At 34.3% G+C, this 26,791-nt stretch carries 20 protein-coding genes and 2 pseudogenes; 10 read left to right on the top strand and 12 right to left on the bottom strand.

Annotation, left to right across the window (positions count from 1 at the left end):
• Positions 1 to 169 precede the first annotated feature (169 nt).
• Positions 170 to 1,387 (top strand): S1C family serine protease, encoded by a 1,218-nt coding sequence (locus MHH73_RS21975; protein ID WP_341069542.1) that lies wholly within the window; start codon positions 170 to 172, stop codon positions 1,385 to 1,387.
• Between the two features lie 103 nt (positions 1,388 to 1,490).
• A complete protein-coding gene (locus tag MHH73_RS21970) occupies positions 1,491 to 1,652 on the top strand; it encodes a CxxH/CxxC protein (protein WP_191817390.1) in 162 nt (53 codons plus the stop codon).
• Positions 1,653 to 1,793: 141 nt separating this feature from the next.
• On the opposite strand, the gene MHH73_RS21965 is transcribed toward MHH73_RS21970, so the two are convergent.
• The 3 genes from MHH73_RS21965 to MHH73_RS21955 are packed head-to-tail and all read right to left on the bottom strand — an operon-like array spanning position 1,794 to position 4,268.
• The gene (locus MHH73_RS21965) at positions 1,794 to 3,434 is read right to left on the bottom strand and encodes a hypothetical protein (RefSeq protein ID WP_191817391.1); all 1,641 of its coding nucleotides are present in this window, start codon (positions 3,432 to 3,434) and stop codon (positions 1,794 to 1,796) included.
• Positions 3,424 to 3,726 carry a hypothetical protein gene (locus MHH73_RS21960; RefSeq protein WP_191817392.1) on the bottom strand — a complete coding sequence of 101 codons (303 nt, stop codon included), beginning with the start codon at positions 3,724 to 3,726 and terminating at the stop codon, positions 3,424 to 3,426. The genes MHH73_RS21965 and MHH73_RS21960 overlap by 11 nt, the downstream gene beginning before the upstream one ends.
• The gene (locus tag MHH73_RS21955) at positions 3,723 to 4,268 is read right to left on the bottom strand and encodes an RNA polymerase sigma factor (protein ID WP_191817393.1); all 546 of its coding nucleotides are present in this window, start codon (positions 4,266 to 4,268) and stop codon (positions 3,723 to 3,725) included. The genes MHH73_RS21960 and MHH73_RS21955 overlap by 4 nt, the downstream gene beginning before the upstream one ends.
• 173 nt (positions 4,269 to 4,441) lie before the next feature.
• Between MHH73_RS21955 and rlmH the strand changes: the two genes are divergently transcribed.
• Both rlmH and MHH73_RS21945 read left to right on the top strand, forming a co-directional pair.
• The gene (rlmH, locus tag MHH73_RS21950) at positions 4,442 to 4,921 is read left to right on the top strand and encodes a 23S rRNA (pseudouridine(1915)-N(3))-methyltransferase RlmH (RefSeq protein ID WP_191817394.1); all 480 of its coding nucleotides are present in this window, start codon (positions 4,442 to 4,444) and stop codon (positions 4,919 to 4,921) included.
• A 114-nt stretch (positions 4,922 to 5,035) separates the two neighbouring features.
• Complete coding sequence (locus MHH73_RS21945) at positions 5,036 to 5,818, top strand: hypothetical protein (RefSeq protein WP_191817395.1); 783 nt, start codon at positions 5,036 to 5,038, stop codon at positions 5,816 to 5,818.
• A gap of 141 nt (positions 5,819 to 5,959) precedes the next feature.
• On the opposite strand, the gene MHH73_RS21940 is transcribed toward MHH73_RS21945, so the two are convergent.
• Positions 5,960 to 7,075 carry an IS4 family transposase gene (locus MHH73_RS21940; protein ID WP_016201461.1) on the bottom strand — a complete coding sequence of 372 codons (1,116 nt, stop codon included), beginning with the start codon at positions 7,073 to 7,075 and terminating at the stop codon, positions 5,960 to 5,962.
• A 137-nt stretch (positions 7,076 to 7,212) separates the two neighbouring features.
• Here MHH73_RS21940 and MHH73_RS21935 point away from each other — a divergent pair, with 137 nt between their 5' ends.
• The 6 genes from MHH73_RS21935 (at position 7,213) to MHH73_RS21910 (ending at position 17,192) form a co-directional block, all read left to right on the top strand.
• A complete protein-coding gene (locus MHH73_RS21935; protein WP_341069537.1) occupies positions 7,213 to 8,184 on the top strand; it encodes a hypothetical protein in 972 nt (323 codons plus the stop codon).
• Between the two features lie 15 nt (positions 8,185 to 8,199).
• Positions 8,200 to 9,060 carry a DNA adenine methylase gene (locus tag MHH73_RS21930; RefSeq protein ID WP_191817337.1) on the top strand — a complete coding sequence of 287 codons (861 nt, stop codon included), beginning with the start codon at positions 8,200 to 8,202 and terminating at the stop codon, positions 9,058 to 9,060.
• A gap of 764 nt (positions 9,061 to 9,824) precedes the next feature.
• Entirely contained in the window at positions 9,825 to 11,555 is a 1,731-nt protein-coding gene (locus tag MHH73_RS21925; protein ID WP_191817336.1) for a KAP family P-loop NTPase fold protein, read from the top strand.
• A gap of 490 nt (positions 11,556 to 12,045) precedes the next feature.
• Entirely contained in the window at positions 12,046 to 12,768 is a 723-nt protein-coding gene (locus MHH73_RS21920; RefSeq protein WP_191817335.1) for a hypothetical protein, read from the top strand.
• The gene (locus MHH73_RS21915; RefSeq protein WP_191817334.1) at positions 12,761 to 13,384 is read left to right on the top strand and encodes a TIR domain-containing protein; all 624 of its coding nucleotides are present in this window, start codon (positions 12,761 to 12,763) and stop codon (positions 13,382 to 13,384) included. The genes MHH73_RS21920 and MHH73_RS21915 overlap by 8 nt, the downstream gene beginning before the upstream one ends.
• A 922-nt stretch (positions 13,385 to 14,306) precedes the next feature.
• A complete protein-coding gene (locus MHH73_RS21910; RefSeq protein ID WP_191817333.1) occupies positions 14,307 to 17,192 on the top strand; it encodes an AAA domain-containing protein in 2,886 nt (961 codons plus the stop codon).
• Positions 17,193 to 17,430: 238 nt separating this feature from the next.
• Here the strand turns inward: MHH73_RS21910 and MHH73_RS21905 are convergent, their stop codons facing one another.
• The 8 genes and pseudogenes from MHH73_RS21905 to MHH73_RS21870 form a co-directional block, all read right to left on the bottom strand.
• Positions 17,431 to 20,322, bottom strand: a complete 2,892-nt coding sequence (locus tag MHH73_RS21905; protein ID WP_191817332.1) for a DUF3427 domain-containing protein — start codon at positions 20,320 to 20,322, stop codon at positions 17,431 to 17,433.
• Between the two features lie 28 nt (positions 20,323 to 20,350).
• The gene (locus MHH73_RS21900) at positions 20,351 to 20,749 is read right to left on the bottom strand and encodes a (deoxy)nucleoside triphosphate pyrophosphohydrolase (RefSeq protein WP_191817331.1); all 399 of its coding nucleotides are present in this window, start codon (positions 20,747 to 20,749) and stop codon (positions 20,351 to 20,353) included.
• Positions 20,750 to 21,062: 313 nt separating this feature from the next.
• The gene (locus tag MHH73_RS21895) at positions 21,063 to 21,509 is read right to left on the bottom strand and encodes an SMI1/KNR4 family protein (protein WP_191817330.1); all 447 of its coding nucleotides are present in this window, start codon (positions 21,507 to 21,509) and stop codon (positions 21,063 to 21,065) included.
• Positions 21,502 to 21,624 (bottom strand): annotated as a pseudogene (locus MHH73_RS21890) (hypothetical protein); the annotation flags it as partial. The gene MHH73_RS21895 and the pseudogene MHH73_RS21890, both read right to left, overlap by 8 nt.
• 131 nt (positions 21,625 to 21,755) lie before the next feature.
• Positions 21,756 to 21,985 (bottom strand): annotated as a pseudogene (locus tag MHH73_RS21885) (SMI1/KNR4 family protein); the annotation flags it as partial.
• 298 nt (positions 21,986 to 22,283) lie between these two features.
• Complete coding sequence (locus MHH73_RS21880) at positions 22,284 to 22,727, bottom strand: SMI1/KNR4 family protein (protein WP_191817329.1); 444 nt, start codon at positions 22,725 to 22,727, stop codon at positions 22,284 to 22,286.
• Positions 22,724 to 24,406: a T7SS effector LXG polymorphic toxin gene (locus MHH73_RS21875; RefSeq protein ID WP_191817328.1), complete on the bottom strand. Its 1,683-nt coding sequence runs from the start codon at positions 24,404 to 24,406 to the stop codon at positions 22,724 to 22,726. The genes MHH73_RS21880 and MHH73_RS21875 overlap by 4 nt, the downstream gene beginning before the upstream one ends.
• A 292-nt stretch (positions 24,407 to 24,698) precedes the next feature.
• The gene (locus MHH73_RS21870) at positions 24,699 to 26,789 is read right to left on the bottom strand and encodes an SA1320 family protein (protein WP_191817327.1); all 2,091 of its coding nucleotides are present in this window, start codon (positions 26,787 to 26,789) and stop codon (positions 24,699 to 24,701) included.
• Positions 26,790 to 26,791 lie beyond the last annotated feature (2 nt).

Genomic DNA, 26,791 nt, shown 5'->3' with positions numbered 1-26,791 from the left:
GCGTATAATAATAATACCGGAGGAGACCTAAGCACGTTTCATGAGGTAATCTTTCTATTCCTAGTATGTTTCTAATTCAGAAGAGTTATGATAACACTAGGTAAAAAAGAGGACATAGATTTTAGAAGGTATATATCTAACGAAATTGAATGAAAGGGTTGGTTAGGTAATGGGCTATTATGATGATCATTATAATCGAGAGGGACAAACAAAAAAGGGGAGTAAAACAGGTTACATATTCTCAAGTCTTGTCGGTATCATTATCGGTGCATTGCTCGTTTTATTCGTTGTTCCCCAAATGAACGGGGGCTCTAATGGTGGAGAAACATTAGGCTTATCGAATACGGATGAAAACAGCCAGATAGAAACGAAAAAAGTATCGGTAGATGTAGAAACAGAAATAACCGATGCAGTAGAAAAAGCAAGGGGTGCAGTTGTCAGTATCTCCAATATCCAATCGGCAGGCATGTGGTCGAGTGGGCAAAATGGTGAAAGCACACAAGGAGTAGAAGCAGGTTCTGGCTCTGGTGTTATTTATAAAAAAGAAGGAGAACGAGCCTTTATCGTGACGAATCACCATGTGGTCGAGGGGGCAGAGAGACTTGAAGTCAATCTCTTCAATGGTGAAAAAATCCCTGCTGAGCTCGTAGGTTCCGATGTATGGACAGACTTAGCTGTCCTTGAAATTGATGGCTCCATTGTAGAAGATGTTGCAGAATTCGGTGATTCAGACGCCTTATCAATCGGCGAACCTGCAATTGCTATTGGGAATCCTTTAGGTCAATTTGAAGGCTCAGTAACAAAAGGCATCATCTCAGGCTTAAATCGGACGGTACCAGTCGATATCGATCAAAATGGTACAGTCGATTGGAATGCCGAAGTATTACAAACAGATGCCGCCATTAACCCAGGAAATAGCGGTGGGGCGCTTGTCAATATTAGCGGACAAGTCATCGGCATTAACTCGATGAAAATTGCCGAGTCCTCTGTTGAAGGAATCGGGTTGGCCATTCCTATTAACTTTGCTCAAACTGTCATCAGCGACTTAGAAAAGCATGGTGAGGTAAGAAGACCATATATGGGCGTACAAATCGCTTCCGTAAGTGACATCCCTGCCTATTATCAAGAAGAAGCATTAAAACTTCCGAAAGATGTAGAACATGGTGTAGTAGTGAGTGGAGTCGAGCCAAATGGTCCAGCTGCAGAAGCAGGCATGAAGGAAATGGATGTCATCGTTGAGCTAGATGGTGAAGAAATTACCGATGTCTTAGATTTACGACACCATTTATATGTACAGGATGTAGGCGATGAAATGAAAGTGAAGTATTATCGCGAAGGTAAATTACAAGAAACAACCATGGCATTAAAAACTGAGAATACATTCTAAATTTATCCACAGGAAAGTGTAGGCATCACTTTCCTGTTTTTTTTAGTTTTGATAAGATGAGATGTGGATAAAGTATAAATAGATAAATGAGGAGGCACCGAAGATGATTTATAGCTGCGAAGAACATATTGATATCGCCATCGATACCATAGTAGACGAACACGAAACCTTCCCTGTATTAACAAAATGCGCACCTGATGAAAACTTATCAACAACCTGTGAATTCTGCTCCAACCCAGCCATATATATGGTGGCGAACAAATAATCCCATACAACATGTGGATAGAAAATGTGGATATGTGGATAACTTCTGTGGATATTCTGTTTATGGTGTGAGGATGAGCTGTGTATATCTTTTGGGGGATAGAAATGCACCTTCTAGTTATGAGAAGGTGCTTTCATCATTTTACTCATCTAATTCCTCTAGTCGTTTGATCATTCGTTGACTATGTTTATCCTCGGGATTTGTCTTGTACGCTTTCAATGCCTCAGTAAATTTCTTATCTAATAAAAGTTGATCAGCTTCAGTTAGTGTTCTTGTTTTTAAGTAAAAGAAGGGAAGATGACCGATCGTGTCATTGCCTAACCGGTAGCCGTTGCTTCTCGTCAGTAATTCATCATTTTCATCGAAAGCATCAACAGACCAGGAAAAGCGGTTGTTTGGGTTGGCGAAAGCTAGTAATGTGAGGGGATCAACGGAATCTGGTTCATCTCCTGACATAGAGAGTCCCACGGTATGGTCATATATTTCTTCAACCGGCACTTCTATTTCGTTCGTTGCAATATGAGAGGGAAAGGAGCTACTAATCGAACCAGATCCATCATCTATATCGACAGCGAGATGGAGTTGATAATAGGCAGCCCCCTTTACTGGTTCCCAAGAAAACTTCACCGTGTCCGTCGTGATTTTTTCCTGATTAACAGGCGAATCAATCTCAATTAACGGACGAAGCGTGATATCCTTCGTTACTTCTGGCTGATCGCCAACTGTTAGCCAATCATCCATCGTAGAAGGATACGTCCACCCATCAATCTGTTCGAAAGAAAACCCAAGAATGACTTGATAACGTCCTGATTCAACAAAGTTCCATTCATAAAAGCCATCTCTATCTGTCGTTGTAAAATAACGTTCGTCTCCATGAGCGCCATGAATACCTGATTCATGGCGCAAAATGACGCCAACATTGGCCGCAGGTTTGCCGTCACTATACATAATTCTACCTTTTACGGTACTAGTAGTCGGGTTATTGATGCTATTTTCTATTCGATCCTTAAGTGATACCAATGATTCGTATACGTCAGCAGTATATCCTGACTCTATTGTGTCATCATTCTCTTCAGCTTGTTTATATTCATTTAAAATGACATTCACTTGTTCACGAGCTTCTTGCAACTTCCCTTGTTTCATCGCGATTTCTACTTGTCTTTGCCCGATTTTAGCGTGCCAATAATAATCATCTTTCTCCAGTTTTTCATCAAATGTCTCTAACAGTTGGTTTGCTTCTGTATATTCTTTGTGGTTAATCGCAAAGTCGATCCGTTCTAGTTGGAGATCATTATAATAGAGACTAGAGGAGCTAATGGTACGTTCTGATGCTTGATCCAAAGTCTGTTTAGCAAGATCGGGTTGATTCATTTCTTTATAATAGGACGTAAGCTGTTTGACGGCTAAAATGAAGTAATCATCAAGAGGTCCTTCTTTTACATATTGTTTCAGATAAGGTAATTTCTCTTTCCATGTAAATTGGATGGTCGGTTGATCTAATTGCACCTGTGAGTAAGAGGGTCCAGCAAAGATATTAAATTGCTCGACTGGTTGTATGAGCATATATTCTTGTATGATGTTCCATTTTTGCGACTCAAAAACTGTATCATCTTCAAGTGTTTCTAGTAAGGCGACTTTACCTTCAGCATTCCCTTGGTCAGCTTGTTTTTTTGCATCATAAATATTCCATTGTGGGATAATCAATAAAATCATCGTAGCAATCAGCAGAAGAAAGGCAACAACCAGATAGACGAGCTGCTTCACTTGTAGTTTAATTTTCATATTTCTTAACCAGCTTTTCATAATCTTCTTTCCAATACACGTTGCCACCGATTTTAATCGTCTCTTTGCTATCTCTCGTCGTATAACTGATCTCGTTATCAGCAAAAGTTAAACTAGCCAGCAATACAATCAACATCCCAACAGCAGCAACTGGAAGGAGGGGAATCTCAATTTCCTTATGCCAAAGGGAGTTCAATCTTTGTTTCCATGTCGGTTTGCTGATTTGGTCGATTACATTTCTTTGCTTGGTGAAACGAAGGTGTTCTAACTCCTTATCGAGTTGTTTTTTCATATGTCGATACTCCCTTCAGGAAGAATTTCTTTTAAAAGCAAGCGTGCCCGCTTTAACTTGGACTTGACGGTGTTCTCATTGGTATTCGTAAATAAGGCAATGTCTTTAATCTTCATTTCGTTAAAGTAAAATAACGTAATGACTTCACGATATTTATAGTCTAATTGTTGAATGCTAGTGCTGATGCTCTCATGCCACTCAGAAAATAGCAGGGCATTTTCAGGATTCAATGCCTGATTGTCGGCTTTCGTTCGTTCAATCAAATCAAGTGGGGCCAGCAGGACTTTCCAATTCCATTTCCTCATCTGGGAGCGGCAGCGATTAAGAAGAATGGTCGTTAACCAACTTTTCAACTTCTCCTCATCCTCAAGCTGATCTAACTTCTTGAAAGCCATCACAAACGTATCCTGAACCGTATCTTCTGCTAATTGGTAATCCTTCAAAAGCAAAAAAGCAGTCCTTAGTAGATAATCCCCATACGCATCCATCACTTCAAAATACGCCTCTTCTTCTTTCTGTTTCAAACGCTCTACAAGATGCAAAAATACCGCCCCTCCTCTCCTGGTAAAATCGAGTATAATACATAGATGCCAACAAGTTTGGAAAAGTTGCAAAAAGAAGGAAAAATTTTTCAGACAACAACGAGGACCATCAATAAGTCAGCAGACTTTATGGTAAACTAGGGAAAGAAAAAAGCACGGAAGGAAGGCCCAATATGAACATCACAATCGTATCCGTTGGCAAACTAAAAGAAAAATACTTAAAACAAGGCATCGACGAATATAAAAAACGCTTAAGCGCCTACGCTAAACTAACCTTAATCGAAGTACCAGACGAAAAAGCACCAGAATCCATGAGCGCAGCCGAAATGGAAGAAGTCAAACGCAAAGAAGGCGACCGCATACTCGCCCACATCGCCCCAGACACCTTCGTCATCACCCTAGAAATCCAAGGCAACATGCTCACCTCCGAACAACTCGCAAAGAAACTAGACGACCTCGCCACCTACGGTAAAAGTAAAATTGCTTTTATTATCGGCGGATCACTCGGAACTAGTAAGGAAGTGGAGAGTCGGAGTGATCTGGCATTGAGTTTTTCAAAAATGACGTTTCCGCATCAGGTGATGAGATTGTTATTGTTGGAGCAGATTTATCGGGGGTTTCGGATTAATCGGGGGGAACCTTACCATAAGTAAATGAGGTTTGAATTTTTTTAAAATCTTTTAGGAAATTTCATAAGAAGCTATTTATTGTTAATTAAATTAGAATTACAATAAAAATAATTATTACAGCAGAAAGGAAATGTTTTAGTGGCATATTCAGATTGGAAAGAAATTAAAGTAAATGTTTCAGATGTATTACTTGATTATGAAAACCCTAGGGTTTTCATAGAAGACTCTACTCAAGAAAATCTACTTAGATTCCTAGTAGATGAAGATGAATCTATTGAATTAGCCAATCAGATATATTTAAATAGGGGTTTACCATTAGCTGAAAAACCAGTTGTAACTATAGAGAATGATAAGTATATTGTACTAGAGGGTAATAGGAGAATTTCTGCATGTAAATTATTGCTCAATCCATATTTACTTACGAATAAAGAAACAATAAGAATACCTAAGATAGACTCTGAAATGGAAAATTATCTCAATAATTTTCCAGTTGTATTAGCTCCAGATAGAGATTCTGCGGAAGCATTTATTACGATGAGACATTCAGGAGATAGAAGTGTAAAAAGATGGTCTACTATAGCTTCAACTAAAAGGTTTGTTAACAGATTTAGAAAAGGTGAATCAATTAATCATATAGCTAGAGTGCTTAATGAAAAAACTGGGGATGTAAGAAAAGGTATTAGGTTTTTCTTTTTTCTTGAGTTTATTAGAAATGAGATAGAATGGAGTGATGAGGAAAAACATAAATTGGAAATTTACAAGATGGAAACAACAAAACTAGACAGGTTTTTGCCTTTTTCAAAAAAGGCTAAAGATATTTTGAAAATTGATTTTGGTCCTGATCAATCCATTAAAACGGATTTACCTAAAGATATATTTAAAGCAGCTTTGAAAAATATAATTACTAGAATTTATCACTAGTGTTGCATAAATATTGTCGCAATTTTCAGTCTGATTATCCTCCCTGTTTAGAGCCAAAAAGGTAAATACCTATTCAAAGGTGGCTCCATCCATTTGGGTTTTTTTTACAATTAGACTTGTGCGACAACAACAATTTGCTTATTAAGGGATGGCTTTCCCTTCAATCTTTCGAAGCCAGATATGGGCTGGTTTCCACAATGCAGCCCTTAAATAACGGCTAATTTGTAAGGTTTTTCGCTTACTTCTTGTTTCAAGTTGTACGAGAACATGTAGGCAAAAAACAATCAGTGCGATAAACACTTGGTTTTGAATCGCCCATTCACTTTGACCGTAGAATTTTTTGATGCTGAGATGCTGTTTGATCCATTTAAAGAACAACTCAATTGCCCACCGTGATTTGTACATCTCTGAAATTTCTTCGGCACTCAAATCAAAACGATTGGTAATTAAATGCAGTTCATTTCCTTTTGAATCCATCACTTTTAGAAGACGAAAGTAATTTTCAGCACGGTTTTGAGTCGTACCAATCAACACCATTTGATCTGACAAAACAGCTGAATTCTCGGGTAGTTTAAAATTATAAACTTCCCGTATGACTGCGTTTTTCCGTAGCCTTGAAAGAAAAAAGTAACCATCATCTGTCATTCGGTCAAAGCGCTCGTAATCTAGGTAGCCACGGTCAAACACATACATGCATTCTTTATCATCAACCATGATTTCAAGCTGACCACGATCATGTTCTTTTGCCGTTGTTAAAACAGCCTTTTCAGGATAGGAACTCCCTTTTTCCATAAACACAAGTCTCAAATGCAACTTGACACCCGCTTTTGTTTTGCGGAACTTTGCCCATTTATGATTGGTCAAATTAAGTGGCAATGTGCTTGAATCAATAATTTTTAACGGCATAATAAGCTTTGTATAATGTGTTTTTGCATGAATTTGTGCGACTAAATCAAGGAAAAGCCTTTGAAATAAATCTGGATTTATACCGTTTAATCGGCGTGAGAGCTGAGAAATACTGATTGAATCAAGATCAATGCCTTTTTGTAGTTGGTCGTCGAAAAGACAATCGCTTAGCTCATGCAAACTTTCGACTTCTTGTAGCTGTGCAAAAAGGAGTAATTTTAGAAATGAGTCTGTTTTTAGTTTTTTCGTATAGTAATCTAATTTCAACGTTTTCACGGTTTCTTCAAAAAGTTGAAGATTTATTGGTGAAAACCATTGTCCAAATGAAGTTTTTCGTGTAATCTTGTCCATGAGTTGGTCCTTTTTTAGTGGATTTGGACGGGTTACCACCTGACTTATCCATTATAAAGGACTTTTTCTTTGCACAAAATAATAAAATTGAACATTTTGAGTATTTTTAATAGTGAAAATAAATTAATGCAACACTAGTGAGAATTTATATTAAAAATGAGATTGATACTCGTACAAATATGAATGTTGTTTTTGACTCGGAAATTATAGAAATGTGCAAAACAACTACAATGATTGAAGGAGAATTTATAGGGAATGGAGGGACAAATCCAACAGATTCAGGAGAAGGACCAAAAGAAGGAAAAGGTACAAATCCAACAGATTCAGGAGAAGGGCCAAAAGAAGGAAAAGGTACAAATCCAACAGATTCAGGAGAAGGGCCAAAAGAAGGAAAAGGTACAAATCCAACAGATTCAGGAGAAGGGCCAAAAGAAGGAAAAGGGACAAACCCAACAGATTCAGGAGGAGGGCCAAAAGAAGGAAAAAGGACAAATCCAACAGATTCAGGAGAAAGGCCAAAAGAAGGAAAAGGGACAAATTCAACAGAACCAAAGGAAGTGTCTAGAGAGGGAAAAGGACCTATTAGATCTGCCAATGATGTAGAGAAATATGTTAATCTTACAGGAGCGTTTCCATTTACTAATAAATATCAAAAAAATAAAAGAATTAATACGTTACTTAAGGAAATCAAGAATAATAAATATAAAGAAAATAGAATGGGCTCTATGTATTTAATACGCTCATTGCTAGAGACATATACTCATGAGTATATAGATTACTTTGTTAAAAACGATAAAATAGAATATAGAATAAAAGGAGTTGCTAGGGACAGAACAAAGCGAAAACAAAAATTAAGAGAGCTGTTATATAATAATATTAAGGAACACCTGAAAAAATTCTATCCAGAATTTGAAGAAGAGATTGAGCTTATAGAAATAACATTTACTGAAAATAATAATGCAGCTGCTACTAGAATTATTAATTTTTATATCCATTCTCAAACTCAGGTTCCGGATTATCAGGAGTTACTAGATTCCTGGAAAAAGGTATCAGCGATTTTGAAATGTTTGGATGAAATTTTGTTCAATAATATGTCCTTATCGGACTAGAAGGAGGAGGGGCTATTGCCAAGAACACTTTCTCCACTTAGATACCCAGGGGGAAAGACTCAATTATATAAGTTCGTAAGAAAATTAATTGAGCAAAATAATATTAATATGCCGATTTATATTGAACCTTTTGCTGGTGGTGCAGGTTTAGCAATTGAATTACTTATAAATGGCGATGTAGATTCAATTGTAATTAATGATTTTGATAAAGCAATTTATAGTTTTTGGAGTTGTGTTCTATATGATACAGATAATTTCCTAAAATTAATTGAAAATACTCCAATAAATATAATGGAATGGGAAAAACAGAAAGACATCTATAATAATCATTTCAATTACAGTAAACTTGAAGTAGGGTTTGCTACCTTTTTTTTAAATCGCACTAATCGTTCTGGAATAATTAAAGGTGGACCAATTAGTAGGGATGATGGTGGAAAATATAAGTTAGACTGTCGCTTTAATAAAGTTGATCTAATTAATAAAATTAGACGTATTTCTTCATATAAAGAAAAAATTCATCTTTATAACTATGATGCAATATATCTTATAAAACAAGTTATTCCTCTTTTTCCCAAAGAGCAACTTTTTATATTTTTTGATCCCCCATATTATAAACAAGGGAAAAATTTGTATACAAATTTTTATGACCATGATGATCACAAAGAACTTTGCTATGAAATTAAAGGTATTTCTGAAAGTCATTGGATAACAACTTATGATTTTAATAATGCTATATTAAAATTATATGAGAATTTGCCTAAAAAAGTGTATCAACTTTATTATTCAGCAAATCGTAAAAGAAAAGAAAAGGAATTTCTATTTCATAATGCAAAAACAATAGTAAATTCATATGACAAAGTTCAATTTATAGAATAATCGATGACTTGGTCAATAACCAACTCTATATCATGAGGAAACCTCATTTAGGGCTATCACGGAGAAGCGTATAGTAAATAGAGCAAAAATTATTGTAAATATAGTGAGATTTTATTATCAGAAGCGGGTACTGACTGAATATAATCAGCACTATCCGTTTCTCGATACAATGTGTGAATAATATTAAACATCTTTGATAAATTGACCTCTGTAAAGCCAAATTCAAGCAAGACTTTATTTACTGATTTTGAATGATTAATAAGGATGTTAATTTCATTCTTATAGTGTAGTAATGAAGCAAATGCTTGTTAGCCTCCCTGATGTATTAGGATATCTAACATATTTCGAGATAGTCGAGAAATCTTTCATACGAGTACAGCTTCGAATTTGTCAGCTTCAACATCAATAAGTTGTTGTATAGCAGGGCGCCCCTTTACATTCTCCCCACTGATTCCTTCATCAACATATTCTCTAGCAATATCCAAACATAAAGTATGGCATACTGGCGTAGAGTATATAACTGAGCAGCAATAATATAACTTCCATTTGCTTGTTCTTAGGTTGACACGAGACAGTGAAAAGCTACATGTCTAATTTCATTCATAAAAGTCCTCCATCCTAAATTTTAATATAAAAAATTATAAAAGGAAAGAATGTTAATATGTGTTATATATATGTTAGGAGATATTTAGAATATTAATTTATAGGCTTGTATCAATAACTATTCAAAAATATAAATTCAAATTTTATAGGAGAGACTTTTAATGAATAAAGAAGAAAGGGTCAAATATCTTAAAGATAAAATTCAAGAGCTAAATGACCGTATAGATCAGATTACATATGATAGAGGAGAAAACCCACTAGATGAAGATATACAGGAAGACGAGGTTCACTACAATGAGTTGGATGAATTAGGTAGAGATTTATCAGGTTTTGAACAGGAATTAAGAGAAATTGAATATAATGAAGAAGAAGAATTTAGAAGAGAGGAGTTAAGAAATCTAATTCACAGAGAAGGGTATATTATTCGAGATAAAGAAAGTACCAGTGATTTATTATCTCGATTAGAACATGCTCAAGAAATAGGCAAGCTTCTTTCTAATAAACAAACACTTACTCCACTAACACTCGGAATTTATGGAAATTGGGGTGAGGGAAAATCTACATTTTTAGGTTTAATTGAAAATGAATTAGGTAATATTAACAAAAAGATAGAAGATGATAGAGAAGAGGAAATTAAATATAATAAAACCCATGTGGTTAGATTCGATGCGTCAGAATACAATGATCAAGATAAGATCTGGTATTCAATGTTAAGTCGACTCTTTGCGAAATATGAAGAGGAAGTAGGAAGTTTAGCAAAAGTAAAATATGGGTTATATATGTTGAAAAAATCATTTAATGAAAATAAATTGAATTATATAATAAACTTTTCCCTATTAGCTTTATTCCTGATTTGGATTTTTGTTTATTCTAAAGACAAGTCAATTTTAGAAGTCATAACAGAAAATGATGTAATAATAAATATTTTAGGATTGGTTTCAACTTTTACAGTAGCTACTAATATTGTCCTACCTATTATAAAAAAATTAAAATTTCTTACTAAACCAATGTCCGACAATCTTATTTCTCAATTAAAGTATCCAGATTACAAGGATCTTCTAGGTACTAGAGAAAAGGTTAAAGAGAATTTAGAAGTCCTTATTCGAGCTTGGACAAAAAGAAGTGGAGATAAGATAGTAATATTAGTTGATGAATTAGACCGTTGTTCTGAAGAAACAATCGTAGAGTTTTTTGAAGCTTTACAACTGTTTTTACCAGTAGAATCAATAATTCATGTAATTGCTATTAACGAAGAGACTGTATGTTTCGCATTGGCTAATAACAATTTTCACTATTTTGATAAAGAGTTTGTGCCGAATAGTGAAAAGCTAGCGTTTGGGAAAAATTATCTAGAAAAATATATAACAATTCCTTACTATTTACCTTATGAGAATAGCTATAAACAATATATCAACCATCTTTTATCAGATAATTCATCAAATGACTATTTTAGAGTTTTTACTGAGGTAGAGAAAGAAATACTAATAAAAATAATTATAGATATAAGTGAAAATCAGCATATAACACCTAGAGAAATGAAAAAAATAATTAATTTATTACTTCTTTCAAAAGAAAGAATAATAAATATAAATAAGAAAAAAGAGAAAGGAATAATCGTAAAGTTTGAAGAACATCTAAGTTGGTTCTTACTAAAGTATTTTTATCCAGATACCTCAAACCAAGTAATAAATTATTTAAAGAAGTATTATCGTTACAATAAATATAAAAAGTTTAAAGAAATAAGTAGTAACTTACTTTATAGTAAGGGATTCAATGAAAACCCAAAAGCTGAACAAGTTAAAAAGCTATTTGAATATATAGAAGAATTAAGAGTTGATTATATACTTATTTCAAATAAAATTTCCGAAACTCTTATCGTAACAAAGAAATAGAAAATATATGAACAAAATGGGATGCTTATTGCACCCTGTTTTGTTATTAAAGATAGGCTATCTATCTAGTTAATCCGAGAGAACCAGTATCTATGTATATTAGTCCTTTGATCCAACCTTAGCATAGTGTTAGTAACTACAAAATATAAGCATAAATATACTTCGTTTCATTATAATGTAAATTAAATTTTTGGATTTCGTTAATATTTAAAGTATTTATAACCCCCTTAATTTACTTTTTATCAACATTATAAATTGTAAGTAATATAGACTCGAAGTTTGATATAAAACGATTTACAATTTTCGGTGCATCAATGTGTTGGAATAATTCAAATTGAACGACCTCGAAGCCAATATGAAGCATTGTCTGAACGCTTAAATTACATTAGTGAAAATAAAATGAAAATATTGCTAATTAATGATAACATATGATATTCTTTGGTTAATTATTGGTAAAATATAGGTGTGGGTTGTATTCGAGGTGGAATTCGTGAAGCAAATAGCAAAATGGCTAAACATAGTATTACTTATCGGTGGTATAATGGTCTTTCTTGGTATAGTTGATATACAAAAAATAGAAGTCCATTATATAAGCACTTTGTGGCGAAATTTAATTTTTATTTCTACTACCCTATTCACGTTAATACCCTTATTGTTGATAACCCTTCTGTTGGTATTCATAGGGCTTAAAAAGTGGGCTTTTCGTGTTGAAAAATTAAGCATTGGTGGATTTAATGTTTTATTCGATAATCCAAACCAATTGTTTAAAAGGCAGCTGCGTACTTTCTTAGATACAAAGCGAACCTTATTTAAGGTGGATTTAGAACATGACAATATTAAGGAAACACTAGATTCTTATTTTGAAGTATATAAGTTTGTTAGAGATGAAATTAAGATATTAGGTGATGAAAAAAAACGAAAAAGTAATAAAATAAGCAAAGGAACTCATCTATATGATTTATCTAATGAAATCATAAAAGAATTAAACGATTTCTTAACTACGCACCAAAGTAACTATCGACGTTGGTATACATACATAGAAAAACGAGATGAAGAAAATTTTTATATGAAACCAATTGGTGAACTACAACAAAGCTACCATGACTATGAACAACTAACAACTGATTTTGAAAAATTGAATAAATTCTTCACAGAACAGGTTGCTGCCGAATTTGACATTAATATAGAGAAATGGGGAATCCAGAGTGCATAAAACATTTATCAGTTATCACCACAAGAACGAACAAGATTTAAAAAATGAAATAATTGAAAAGTTTGGAGGAGAGGATTTTATTGATTCATCCGTTGCCGACGGAGAAATAAATACCGATTTAAGCGAAGATGGAATTATGAGAATTATAAGAGAAGATTACTTACATAATTCAACGGTGACTGTTGTTTTATTAGGTTGGGAAACTGCACAACGCCCATATGTTAATTCCGAAATTCAGGCATCTTTACGCGACACTAGTAAGAATAAACATAATGGTTTGTTAGCAGTAATTCGAGATGATTTATATAACACAATTTTTACAAGTGATACGTGTTCTGATTGCGGTGGGATAGTTCGGAATAGAAATAAGGCATTTTATGAATATTATATTCCAAATTTAATTAAGAAAAATCATGCTTATAATGGAGACAAATGCCATTACACCAGTAAAGATGTTTATTGTGCGGTTGTAAAATATTCTGATTTTATCAGTACCCCTGAATTTTATATTGATGAAGCATTTGATAAGCGTGATAATGACCTATTAGCTATAAAGAAGATTCCAGACGAATGTACACCGCGTATAGGTATGAACACAGCCAAAAGTCTTATATAATTAAAAAGGAAAGAGAATATATATATCTAATTTAGAAAGGCATTGGTTAATCACCAACGCCTTTTTTATCTCTTAAAAGATAGAGGAATTTTAGTAGTTTATTGATGGGATATTGATATAAAATTTTTATTGTATATGCAAAAGGAAGAGGCATGAAAGATGAATCAGTATTTATAAGAGACAGAATTTGCGAAACAGAGCTTATATTAATGGGTAACAGAAGAATTAAATAAAATTGCTTCATAGAGGTTAAGCCCATATCAAATAGAGATTAAGCAAATTGCATTATGTTAAGGCTTATTATTTCACTAATTAAGGTTTGGATGACCTTTAATCTCCTGAAATGTATGAAATATGATAAGGATAAATCTGCTGCTTAAACAGTAAAAAAATTATTCTGAATCGAGAACTTATTATGAAATAAAAGAAGATAAATTAATTTGGGACATTGAGAAGGAACCATATTTGATAAAATAGAAAAATGAGCCTTTGAATTTTGTAATTTAGAGATAGGGAGCAAACTGGATCAAGATTGGTGGAAACTTAAGAGGATCTGGTTTAGGATCATTTATTGGAAAGGAATTTGAGTGGATAGCTAAGGAACAGGCTCATAATGAACCTCTAGCTATAATAAAACAATTGAATGCTAATTCATATAAGATGGTAGAATGGTTTTGCTAAAAAGATTATGCGGTTTATATTCCTGGCTTGGAAGGTATGGGGCGAAAAACAGAGTTTGCGACTAACATGGTCAAAAATAACTACGGTGAACCCTATCGCAAGTATATAATCTTTTCTATTTAAACTGTCTAGAAGTGTTTGGACAATATTATGTGTTTTTTGTGGTACATTCGTATTTTATAAATTTGTTCATATACTTCATATTATTTACTACATTTATATACTGAAAGGAAATATTTTTATGCAAATGGATCTTCAAATGACCCAATATTTTAGAGACAGTATTGCGGCTAAACTATCAATAGACTTCAAAAAGAGTTCATATGAGATTGTTTCTTTTGAAGATATTGGAATAGGTCAGATCTCAGAAGAAAATTATCGAAAATTTTTTAAGAGGGCTAATAATTATTCAGGGGATAAAATTGAAGTAGTAATTGTTCCAAAAACAATTAAGATCATCTTTGAAAGGCAAGAAAGAGTTAATAACAATATCGAAGATTTAAGCGGGATATTTTTCATTCCAGCTTTGTTAGACGGGAAAGGAAGGTTATTTCCTCCAGAGGTGAAAACTCCGTGGATACCAAGGGAATATTTATTTCCGTTAATTGATGAATCTTTAGCAGTTGGAAGTTTAGATATTTTTGATGATTATATGAGTGATCATATTCATGAATTTAAAAACTGCCCCGATTGGGCATCTTACTTTGAATTGTGTAAAGGAATGTATGAGCAAATTACAGGAAATAAAATAACTGAACCAATAGTAGGTAGCATAGAGTTGGAGGATAAAATTTATTTATTTAAAGATGATACTATCATTGCAACAGGAAATATTTTAGCTTTATATGATGATTTGATAAAGGGGAACTATCCAAAATCTAAATTATATTTAAATTTCATTAAGCAAGAATTTAGCTTGTTAAACCCATTAATTAAGAATTCTATAGAGGAGTCACCAAAACATGTTGGCCAGATGGGGGGAGAATATGGATTATCCCCTTCACAAAGAGAATGCCTTGTTCATTTTAATCATATGGAAGAAGGTGATATCTTAGCTGTTAATGGCCCTCCCGGTACAGGGAAGACAACATTATTACAAACACTTGTGGCAAATTTATATGTGAAAAGAGCTTTAAATAAAGAAAAGGCTCCATTAATTGTCGCAGCTTCAACCAATAACCAAGCTGTTACGAATATAATCGAATCATTTGGAAAAATAAAGAAAAAGTGGGCTGTCAATAATCTAGAGAAGAGATGGGTTGAGGGGGTAAATAGCTTCGCTGTTTATTTTCCTTCTGCTAGTAAAGCGAATGAGGCAACAAAAAAGGGATTTCACCATACGAATCCTAAAGGAGAAAACTTCTTTGAAGAAGTGGAAAGTGATGAAAATATCCAGACTTCTCAAGAGAAGTTTATAAAGGAATGCTCCACTTATTTTGATACGCCTGTCCACTCTTTAAAAGATTGTGAAGAGAAAATTTGGAATCGATTAAATGGAATAAAAAACAATAGTAATACTATTTTAAAAAATTTCAACGATTTTTTTGAGATGAATCATAATGGAAATAGTATAGATATGTTTATGGTAGATATTGAAAGAGAGATAGAAGAAGGAAAAGAAAATTTACTAAAGTTGAAATCTAGAGTAAGGGAATGGCAAGAAGAGTATAAGAAAATTCCCTTCTATTATCGTTGGCTGAAATTTTTACCAAACTTTAAACATAAAGTCCAAAACAGAATAAGTGCTTTTATTGACCTAGAAGAAGATTTTCTAGATGATAGTATGGATATAGAAGAGATTATTTCAAATTATAGTTCGATAATTAAAAATGTAAGAAACAGCGTTCACGAAAAAGAGGAACTAAGTAAAAAGGTTAAAGGCATAAGGATTAATATTCAACAAGTCATTGACCATTTAATTAATTTAAATGTGCTTGAAATTAAAAACTTAGATATTTTTAGCGTAAAAAATATAGATGATTTGAATGGACTGTTGGATACTTCTTTAAGATATTTATCATTTTGGTTAGCGGTTCATTATTATGAATGTAGATGGTTAACTGCTAAGAAACTTACTACTAAACAAAGGGGAAAAAACTTTCAAAATGTATTGAATCTATTCTATGAGAATTTAAGTATGATTACACCTTGTTATGTCATGACATTTTATCAATTGCCAAAGCTACTTCTTGCATATGATGAGGGACAGCAAAAATACCTTTATAATAAAATTGATTTATTAATTGTTGATGAGGCAGGGCAAGTAACGCCCGAAATTGCAGCATGTTCATTTTCATTGGCTAAACAAGCAGTTGTAGTTGGCGATGTCCATCAAATAGAACCTGTTTGGAATATACATAGAAAGCTAGATATATCATTAGCAAAAACAGCTGGAGTGATTAATCTAAAAGATGAATTTGATCATCTAACAACGTTGGGACTGAATACATCAGAATCAAGTGTTATGAAGGTTGCTTGCAAAAGCTGCAAATTTGAAAAGTTTGAAGAGCGAGGATTATTTTTAAGTGAGCATAGACGGTGTTATGATGAAATCATTGAGTACTGTAACAAGCTAGTTTATAAAGGAAATTTAGAGCCAAAAAGAGGACTAGGTGCAAATGATAAAAAATGTAAACTAAACGAACGATCAATTCCTTATTTTGGACACTACCAAATAGATAGTATCCAATCTAGTAAACGTGCAGGTAGTAGATATAATGAAGCAGAAGCAATGGAAATAGTAAGTTGGGTTGTCGGAAATTTTAATTATTTAAAAACGATGTATCCAAAAATAAAACATAAAGATATTTTAGGTATAATAACTCCTTTTAAACAGCAGGTTTCAGAGATAAAAAAATCACTGCCAGAGGATTTGAAAAAACTAGTTGATGTGGGTACCGTTCATACATTCCAAGGTGGAGAAAGACAGGTTATTATTATGTCCACTGTATATGGAAAGAGTGATGGGTGCTATTTTATTGATGCTAATAGAAGTTTACTAAACGTAGCTGTATCAAGAGCGAAAGATAGTTTCCTAGTCTTTGGAGAAATAAATTGTCTCTCAAGTAGTGAAACGGCCCCTAGTGGGTTATTGAGGAATATGGTAACGGAATTTAAGAATTCTTAGGATTGTCACTGATCTCCATACAGAGTCTTATTATAAGGAAATCTAAAAACCGAATAAAATTCTCTAATAAAAGAGAGCTGTTGAAAAGTCAGGGGTATGGCTTTTCAAACAGCTCCTTTAAAAAAGCTTGTGTGGTATTAAAAAAATTTCCATGAAGCTAAAATAATTTTTTTATTAGCCATCACATAGAAAAGAAAGAACTCGAAGCATTTAATTCACTTCAAGTTGAGATTAATTCTTATTCTTCTACTAAATAATGATAAATATCATACAGAACAGGCTGTTCTAGTACTAAATTCATCGTAACGACTGATAGATGATTTCCTTTTCCATCAGGCATGGTTTCGTTTTTTACACTATCCTCAGCAATATCAACTTGACCTAGGTAATAAAAATCTGTGCCCTCGCCGTCATCCTTTTTCGTAAATAGATGAATTTTCAATCCCGACTCTTTATAAGATATGATTTTCTTTACCTCAGTGGAATCTAGTGTTAAACGGTTACGAGTGAACCATCTAAATAGTTCAGGTGATAAAAATTCATCACTATAAGCTTGACTTGTTTCAACTTCATCCTTTTTATGGTACGTAACAAAGATTGGACAAGTGTTATATTTTGCGCGGTACCCGTAAATGGTTGATGAATCATCATGTGGCCAGTTCAATAAACGACAAGCATCTCTACGGGAATATTTCTCAAATAACGTCAATGCTTTTGTTTTATCATATTTTTTATTTTTTACATAAGCGCATCTTATAATATCCTCAATATAACTTTTAAAATTTAAATCTCTCAAACTCTCCTGAATTTCTACATTAAATCGATAGTGTTCATCAACTACTTCAATAATTGGCTTGAATTTATATTTTTTTATATCATTTTTAACATGAAATCTTAGTGAGAACATATTTTCAATAGAATGAATGGTTGTATCGTCTGCATATGTACCAAAATCTTTTAATTTTTGAACGAATGATTTTCGGGATATGGACTCATTAGCAATTAGCGTTTCAATTAGAAGAATTTCGTGTATACGTTTGCCATTCATAAACTCTTTTGAAAACATTTCTAAAACAGATTGTTCATATTCAGTGAGAGAAGGAATTGACTCTTTCATTTTCAATTTAAAATTATAGTAGGTTTGAGAATAACCCACGATTACTTCAGGGTCGATTGAATTATGCTCAATAAAGTCAAAGAGAGTAGGAATTCGACCTAAACGATTTTTCATATCCGAATAAGCATCCCGTAATGTTTTTAATGTTGATAAATTAGTATTGTTAATAGCATCAAAAATTTTCTTTTTTGCAATTTCCTCAAAATTTATCGTTGATACACCTTGGATATAGTTTGTATTTACAGTTTTACGGCGGATGTTATCTTTGTTCAGTGTTTGGTCACCAGAAAGGGCAATCGGAATTAGGTAGTTGTTTTTATAGTTCCCAATAAAATCAATAATCGTAACATATTCTTTAGAATTGTGTTTACGTAGTCCGCGACCAAGCTGTTGTATAAAGATAATGCTAGATTGTGTTTGGCGGAGCATTACGATTTGATTTAAGTAAGGTATGTCAATTCCTTCGTTAAAAATATCAACTGTTAATATGTATTCGAGTTCTCCACTATTCAATTTGCTAATTGCATTTTCACGCTCTTCTTGAGAGTTGTCACCAGTTAATCCAATCGTTTTTAAACCTTCATGGTTCAAAGCATTTGAAAGTTCATGAACTTCCCCTTTTGAACTACAAAACATTAATCCACGGACAGAATCACCTGAATATCCATAGTAATTAATCTTTTCAATAATGTGTTTTACACGTTCAGAGGATACTAATTTTCGGAGTTCTGTTGTATCATCAATGTTTTCACCATCTTTTTCATAGTCTAAAACACCAAAATAATGGAATGGACAAAGCATTTCTTCTTCAAGGGCTGCTTGTAGACGTATTTCATACGCGATGTTGTAATCAAATAATTCATAAATATTAAATTTGTCAGTTCGTTCAGGTGTTGCCGTCATACCAAGCAAAAATTTAGGATTAAAGTAATTAATTATTTTTAAATAGGTTTCTGCACCAGCTTTATGTACTTCATCTATCAACACGTAATCAAACTGATCTTTCATAAATTGTTGAAGGTAGCCATCCCTAGAAATGGTTTGGATCGTAGCAAATAAGTATTTAGCATGAATATCTTTTGAGGTACCGGAAAGAATGCCAAAATCATCTTCGTGCCCACCAAGAATTCTTCGATAATCTCCCATTGCTTTCTTTAAGATTTGTTCACGATGAACAATAAATAGCATTTTCCCAGGAGCAAAGTTACGAACATCAAAAGCAGATAAATACGTTTTACCTGTACCTGTTGCAGAGATAATTAATCCTTTTTTAGCGCCTGATTCTCGAAGTGCCTTTAATTGTTCGAGTGCGGCTATTTGCATTTTATTCGGTTGGATTGCTAAGCTATCGGCAAGAGTGTTTGTTAAATACTCAGCATTTATTTCAAGTGCATTTGGAGAAATATGTTTAACAAAAGGTTTTAGTTCAAAATGTTGTTTGTAATTAGCAATCCATTCTTCCTTTAAAGGAAATGCTGCATCCCAGGCTTCTTCAAATTGATTTTTAAAATGGTTAATTATTTCACCATTTTCTAATGAAGTTAAAAATACATTCCATTCATAGTTTGCTTTTAATGCACTGTCTGTTAAATTAGAGCTTCCAACGATTAATGAGTAGTAGTCTTGATGTTCAAAAATATATCCTTTAGAATGGAACCCCTTTTCACTAGTTACTCGTACTTCAACATTATTAAGTTTTAGAAGCTCTTTAAACATTTTAGGCTGATTAAAATTTAGAAATGTTGATGTTAGAATACGTCCTTTTATCCCTTTTTTATTTAGGTCGTAAAGCATTGTTTTTAAAGTTGCTAAACCACCTTCAGTAATAAAGGCGACAGAAAAGATAAATGTATTACATGTTTTTAATTCTTGAAGTAATGTAGATAAAACATTTTCATGATGCTTGTTTGTTAAAAGTTTTGGTTTAAATTGAGTAGAGACTGGTTTGTTTTGATCTATAAATCCTTTGTATAGTGAGTTTTCTATTTTTTGAATAAGTTTTTGCTGCTCCATGTCAGTTCACATCATTTCCTTCGAATTCTTATCTTTCTTCCTTAGCAATCTTCTTCACTGCAGGGATATCTGCAGGGGCGAAATTTAGATTAGTAATTTCTTCTCGTGTAACCCACTTTGTGGCAGCATGTTCCAATGCTGTAGGTTGCCCCTTTGTAAGTTCTGCTTTGTAAGTTTCAAGTCGTACAATTACGTTTTCATATTCATAGACTGTATCTTCTACTTTGGAACCTACTTGAATCGAGCAAGAAAATTCTTCCTGAATTTCACGTTCTAATGCTTGTTCAGGTGTTTCTCCATCTTCGATTTTACCACCTGGAAATTCCCAATAATTTGCTAATGACATTTCTGGGCTTCTTAACGCACAGAAGATTTCATATTTTTTATTCTCAATAATAGCTCCAACGACGTGGACTGTTTTTTTCATAATAGATCACCTATATCCTATATTTAAGCTAATTTTAGTTTATTTTAGTAAAGGGGATTAGTAAAGTATTCGAGGTATTTATATGAGTGATATTTTCATTTAAAGCCTCACTGAGCTCCAGCAAGGTGAATTGTATTATAGGTGGTGGCAAATAGCATTTACATGAATTTTAATTTAGAAATTAGTATCAACATGGTCTTGGTATATTTTAATGTATCAAAGAGACTAACTATATAAATCCTCTTATAAATGTAAAATTTCAACGGCTTTTGTTTGATTTTCATTCATTTATAACTTCTTCTATTTATCTATCTTAAAAATCTTCTTCCCATGCTTCTTTTGCATCTAACAATCTTTGAGATAAAAACTCATAGAAATTTTTTGCTGTAATGTAGTCATCAAGTCCCCCTGGTCTATTCCACGCTATTACCGGGCATTCATTATCCTCCATTTCACTGATGTATAGACAATAAGCATATTCACCAGCATCTTCAATAACTACTAAATCTTTCTCCATTCCTAATTCTCTATATCTTTTTGTATGAACAACAACAGGAGCTCTATTTGACTTAGCCACTCCTAAAATATCAACATATAACCCACCAGAACCATAAGTATATAAAAACCATTTATAACTTTCTGGTAATTCCACCCCAAGCTCATTTTGTATAGAATTAATTCGACTCTCATCTACTCCACCTGTAAAATTATCTGATTCCTTATGTTCATTGATAAAGTTAAATAATTCCTTTTTATCCAATCGGGTTCCTCCATTCAGCATTATGAATCCCTCCTAAACCTGGATGTAGTTTTGAGGGTACCGCTACAGCTTGACCACCTCCACCAATGTGATGTTGTATTAAAATGTTCTTGTAATGTTGCTAGCTATCATGAGTATTTAAATCAAACGCGATATAAATTTCACCATATAGTAATTGATACTTAAAAAACCTTGAAAGGTATACTATCAACCATGGTTTTAGAATTATCTTTTATTGAACATTAATTAACAATTAAAATATTCCTTTAAGAAATAAAAAAACGATGACCAAGTTTCTTTTAACCTTTTAAAAGCTTTTCATCTCCACCCTCAAAATTAACTTTATAAACTTTATCTGTTACAGTGTCCAGCACTAATACAGTATTTGCTGACATTTCACTCAAAACAAGATATTGCTTCGGAAAACCGTGTTCCTTTCTAGAAATAAGTGTGTACCATTGAATATTATTTTCCTCATATAATGACTCACCACATTTTTATTGTGAATGATGCAACACTACCCGCATCATTAAGGATAGGAGCATGTCCGTTTTTTACAGATGCACTTCGGACCTCATTTTCAGTTTCTATCATTTTACGTAATACTCCATGATGGACAACCATCGTGAGCTATGAATTTGATACAAATCATTTGTTATGTTGTCCAAAGGGTTAATTTCTCTCAAAAAAGCACTTTTTGCCTACTAGGCAATAAAGTGCTTACAATTAATTTCATTTTATTGGTCTATCTTATTACAATGAATATCCCGGATGTTAAAAATGTATATTTAATTCTTCACGGATTGCTTTTTCTAAGTATTCCTCAAAACTCTCTGCTATAATTACTTTCCCACCGAAATTAAAGTCAAATGTAATAATTTCTGTATTCGGAGAATTAAAGCCTACTGGATTGCCTGCACCGTCTATACCAATAGCAGTAAAATTCTCATACCCTTGAGGGAGTGCTTTTCTAAAATGTAGAGATTTCTCTACAAATGATGGTGTCGCAACAAACTCTGCCTCTTTCAATCCCAAAATAATAGCCTCACCGACTGCTCCAGAACCATATCTCAAAAGAAATTCTTTAAAGTCCTCTGGCAATTTTACTTTTAGTTCTTCTTCTGCTTTATTTACTTCCTCAATATTAAGAGGTCCTCCAAAGGCTTCTGGGCACATTTCGAACTCATCATCGATAGCATTTAATATTTCTATCTTCACTCAATAATCCCCCTTTTAATCATTTCATTAGCATATCTTGCCTTCCAATATTCTTTACGCCACTTATTAAACTCTATCCTAGCTTCCCCACTGCCAACTCCACCTGAATTTCCAAATGGATGTTGTCTTTTATTACCCAAATCATGGTATCTACTAGGCATCTCAATTATTGGTCCCTCAACTTTTTGTTCATGGTGATGTAGTACAATTGTATCATTTGCTCCATCCTTTGGTGAGTAACCTTTTTTAAATGAGTATACCAATTGTTTATCAGACATATGCGATAATGAACGCTGTGCTTTTACTTCAAACCCTCTAAAATGTGCTTTGAACTTATGAGTTTGCTCATAGCCTTCCAGCGCTTGGGAAATATCTTTAGGTGATACTTTATAAATATCTTTTGTTGAAGTTAATTTACCCGTACCCTTACCACCTGCATCCCTAACCGAACTACTCGCTCTCACCAAGGTATCATTAACATTAGACGTCATGCCACCACTTGTTCTAATAACACCACCAGAACTCCCAGCCAATGCAAACTGAGGTTGCAGCGGTATACGAACATCCCCAAACTTCCTCATCAACTCAGCAGCCGTATTCCTCAAAGCATGAAACCCTTGTGTCACCTTACTAAAGATCCCATCAACCACCGTTTTAACCTTCTGTGGATTAAGGACATTCTTAACCTTACTGAAAAGTTTACTTCCCCATTTCACCACCTTGATGCCACCTTTAACAAGTGGTCCACCAAAGATCGCGGCGACGAGGGCAGCTCTTTCTAGGTTGCCAATTTCTCTACCGGTGATGAAGTCGGTTCCTGTGGCAGCTTCGATACCGGCTTTGAGATTGGAGAGAACTGGTACGAAGTCTAAACCAGTCGAAATCCAGCCTAAGGTTGATTGATTCTTTTCGATATCCTTTATCGGCTGACCACCAAAGGCAAAGTTCATGGATGAAAATGGTGCATAGGTTGGCATCATGCCGAGTGCCATTGGTCCATAGGTTTGTGATAATGACATGCCGCCAATGACTGGGTTGTTTAATAGGTGAGCGAGCTGATTAGGCTGATAGGATGATAGACTAAGTGTCCCATTTTGGAATAATGTTTGGATTTCACTGATGGTGCTTTTGAGCCTTGATAGGTCTTGGGCAGTTGCTTCTAGTTTATTTGTTTGTTGTTGGTCGAAGTGATGTAGTCTCTCAATCGTTTGTGTCATTTGACTAGTGGCCGATTGGGCATGTTGATGTACCCGATGATCATCCAGCCTCGGCAAGGAGACGATATCATCGACTGATTGGATGGTGCGGTTGCCTTCGTCCGTTAAGTCGCTTGTGATGTTTTTTGTTCTTCTGATGCCTTGAGTTAGGTCTTGTTGTATGAAGCTTTGTCGTATCATCGCTCGGCTGGATGAATCTAGTGAACGTAGTGATTGGGTGAGTTCCTTTAATGTTGCTTCATATTGTTCTACCATTTGTTTCATTGAATGGAGAAAGGGGAGATGGACGTCTTTGTAAAACGCGCGGATGGAATTTCCGCCTTCCCCGCGGAGCTCGCTTTCTAAGCTACTAATAGAAAGGATGCTCATTTCTAGCGTTTCGAGCTGGTTGCTTAAGTGCTTCAATCCATTTTGCGTGTTATTTATGCCCGACTGTAACTCATCAGCGTCTAATACTTTCATTATATGTCACCTCGTAGGTCTCGTACAAATATGGCTATTTGTTAAAATTGGAAATATATATGTAAATTGTAGGGGTAATAGGTAAATAGTTCAATATGAGGATGGTAATAGTGTATTTTTACTATAAATGTTTCTTTAATAATTTTAAAATTCTATGACGGAAAGAGGAAAGAAATGAGTAAAGGGTTAGAACCAATCAAATTTTTACATTATCTATGACATCTAATTGATCACGGGCTAGATACTCAAAAATGAAGTAACCCCCAAAAAAACAAGGGGGCATACGCTAACCTTAAGTCCCACGCTCCACCTGCTCATACAATACCTCCATATTCACCTTCAGCTTCCGCGATATCTCACATAAAGCATTAATAGCATCCGCTTTGTTGTCACCTAATTGATAAACGACATCGTCAAATAGCATTTGCATCTCTTTTAGGATGGCGGTGGATGCTTGGTTATAGAGGTGGACATTAAAATAGCCATTGTTGTTAAAGATGGCGCTTTCTACGTAAGGTCTAAAGTGATTGAGTAGTGTAGGGTATTCGCTAATTAACCGTTCTAGTCCTTTACGGATGCCTTCGACGGTAGAAGCTAGTTCGTCTAGTGGCTGGAGTGTGTTTGAGACGGTGTTTCTGATTTTATCATCATAGTCTGTGAATAGACTGATGAGCTTTCCAGGTAATGTGTGGCTTAATGCTATATTTGTTGCTCCTTTGATACTGGCTGATAAGATTTCAAGTGTGCTCTCGATGGCGAAAGTCACGACTTTCCCTGTTTCTAAAAGTGGGAAAAGCAGTGCCTGTGTCGATACTGTAAATGCAGTGTAGGCAGTGTCTAGTTGAATGTCTTTTATTTTCATTTTCCATTCCATGTAAGGGGAGTCTTCAAGTGTGTAAGTATTCGTTCCCTGGACTGAAACGGAGTGAGAATGAGTTGATTTATTTTTAATCGATTGCCCTAGAGACTGATCCTGCATTTGAAAGTTCGTGGCAACATCTTGTACTTGTTTTTGGAATTCAGTGATATGAGAAAGAAGCTTATCTCTATTACCATTCACAATGCCATAATGGGCATTTAATTCACCTACTACTGCATCATACCAAGCTTCCTTGCCTCCTCTAAACAATTCAGGAATTTTGTCTGAGATGATTTGCATTATGTTTCTTGAGATATTTTGAATATCTGCCTTGAGTTCGTATAGCTGATTACGAAGCTGTGCAAATATACTTTCTACACTGATGTCTGTTTGAAAAATATGTTCAAGAAGTTCTGCTGGTGGAGAATTTAAGATATAGTTCAAAGATTTGCTATTGTTTTCTGCAATATCTAATACGGAAATTAGATGATCGATTTCTGCTGTTAATCGGTTGCTAATATTCGTGATACCAATAAATAGGGGTTCACTAATAATATTATCAAACAAATTCTCAAACGTATTTTGCAGTTGGTTAAGTCGTTCATAATACCGATTGCCTTCGTGTTCCACAATTGCAACCGAATGGCCAAGGTATTCACGGGAAAGATTCAATCTTTCCATTATATGATTCTGTAGAGATGTAGCCAGTATATCTAGGTTTTCTTTGTTAATTTCAATACGTTCAGATTGACCGCCATAAAGGGGGATACCCGTCCAGATGCTAGAAACGATATGAGCATCTGCATCGATATAAATCTTACCGTATCCTGGTTTGCCAACTTCCCCAATCACATAGTACTGGGAACCATCTTCATTACGTAAATAGCCTGTGTGGTTTGTAGCAAGCATGGAAAATCCGGGAATTCCATTAAAGATTTCATACTGTTTACCTGGAATTCTGTCATGCAGATTTAATGCGATCAAAGTCTGTGTCAATACATCGTAGCTACTGAAGTAGTTAGTGATATGATCATAAGTTTGATTAGGATCAACCATCCCATCAGGAAGGAGAGCAGGGTTTAAAGTAACTGCATTAACCTCTGGATTCTCGATAGCCACAGCGCCTACCAACCCACCACCAAGGGAATTTCCTGCGATTGATTGGACACCGCCGACTTGTTTATACTCCCGGTTCATCTCATCATAGTAGTCCCTTGCCGCAGCAAGCTGGGCAGGAGTCAGATCACTTAAAAGCTGCACATCTGTTATGATATCTTGCTTGCCGTATTTTCCACTCGCATCTGTACCGACATAGATGATGGATATTTCATTCGTCTCCATATTTAATACTGTCATGGCATCGAGCCCGGTTGGATCTTGGTAAAGTGTATTAATCACTCTGTAAGAATTGTTATTTACTTCTAATCGCGATTCCACTAAAGGGTAGGTATAGGCATGATAACCTGCCAACTCTACTAAATCTTTGTCATTATTTATTTGGGGTGAATTTTCAATGGTAGTCATAG

The organism is Cytobacillus sp. FSL K6-0265 (genome assembly GCF_038003465.1).
Lineage (GTDB): Bacteria > Bacillota > Bacilli > Bacillales > Cytobacillaceae > Cytobacillus > Cytobacillus stercorigallinarum.
Note: the sequence above shows the minus strand (reverse complement) of the source record. Positions and strands in the feature narration are given on the sequence as shown.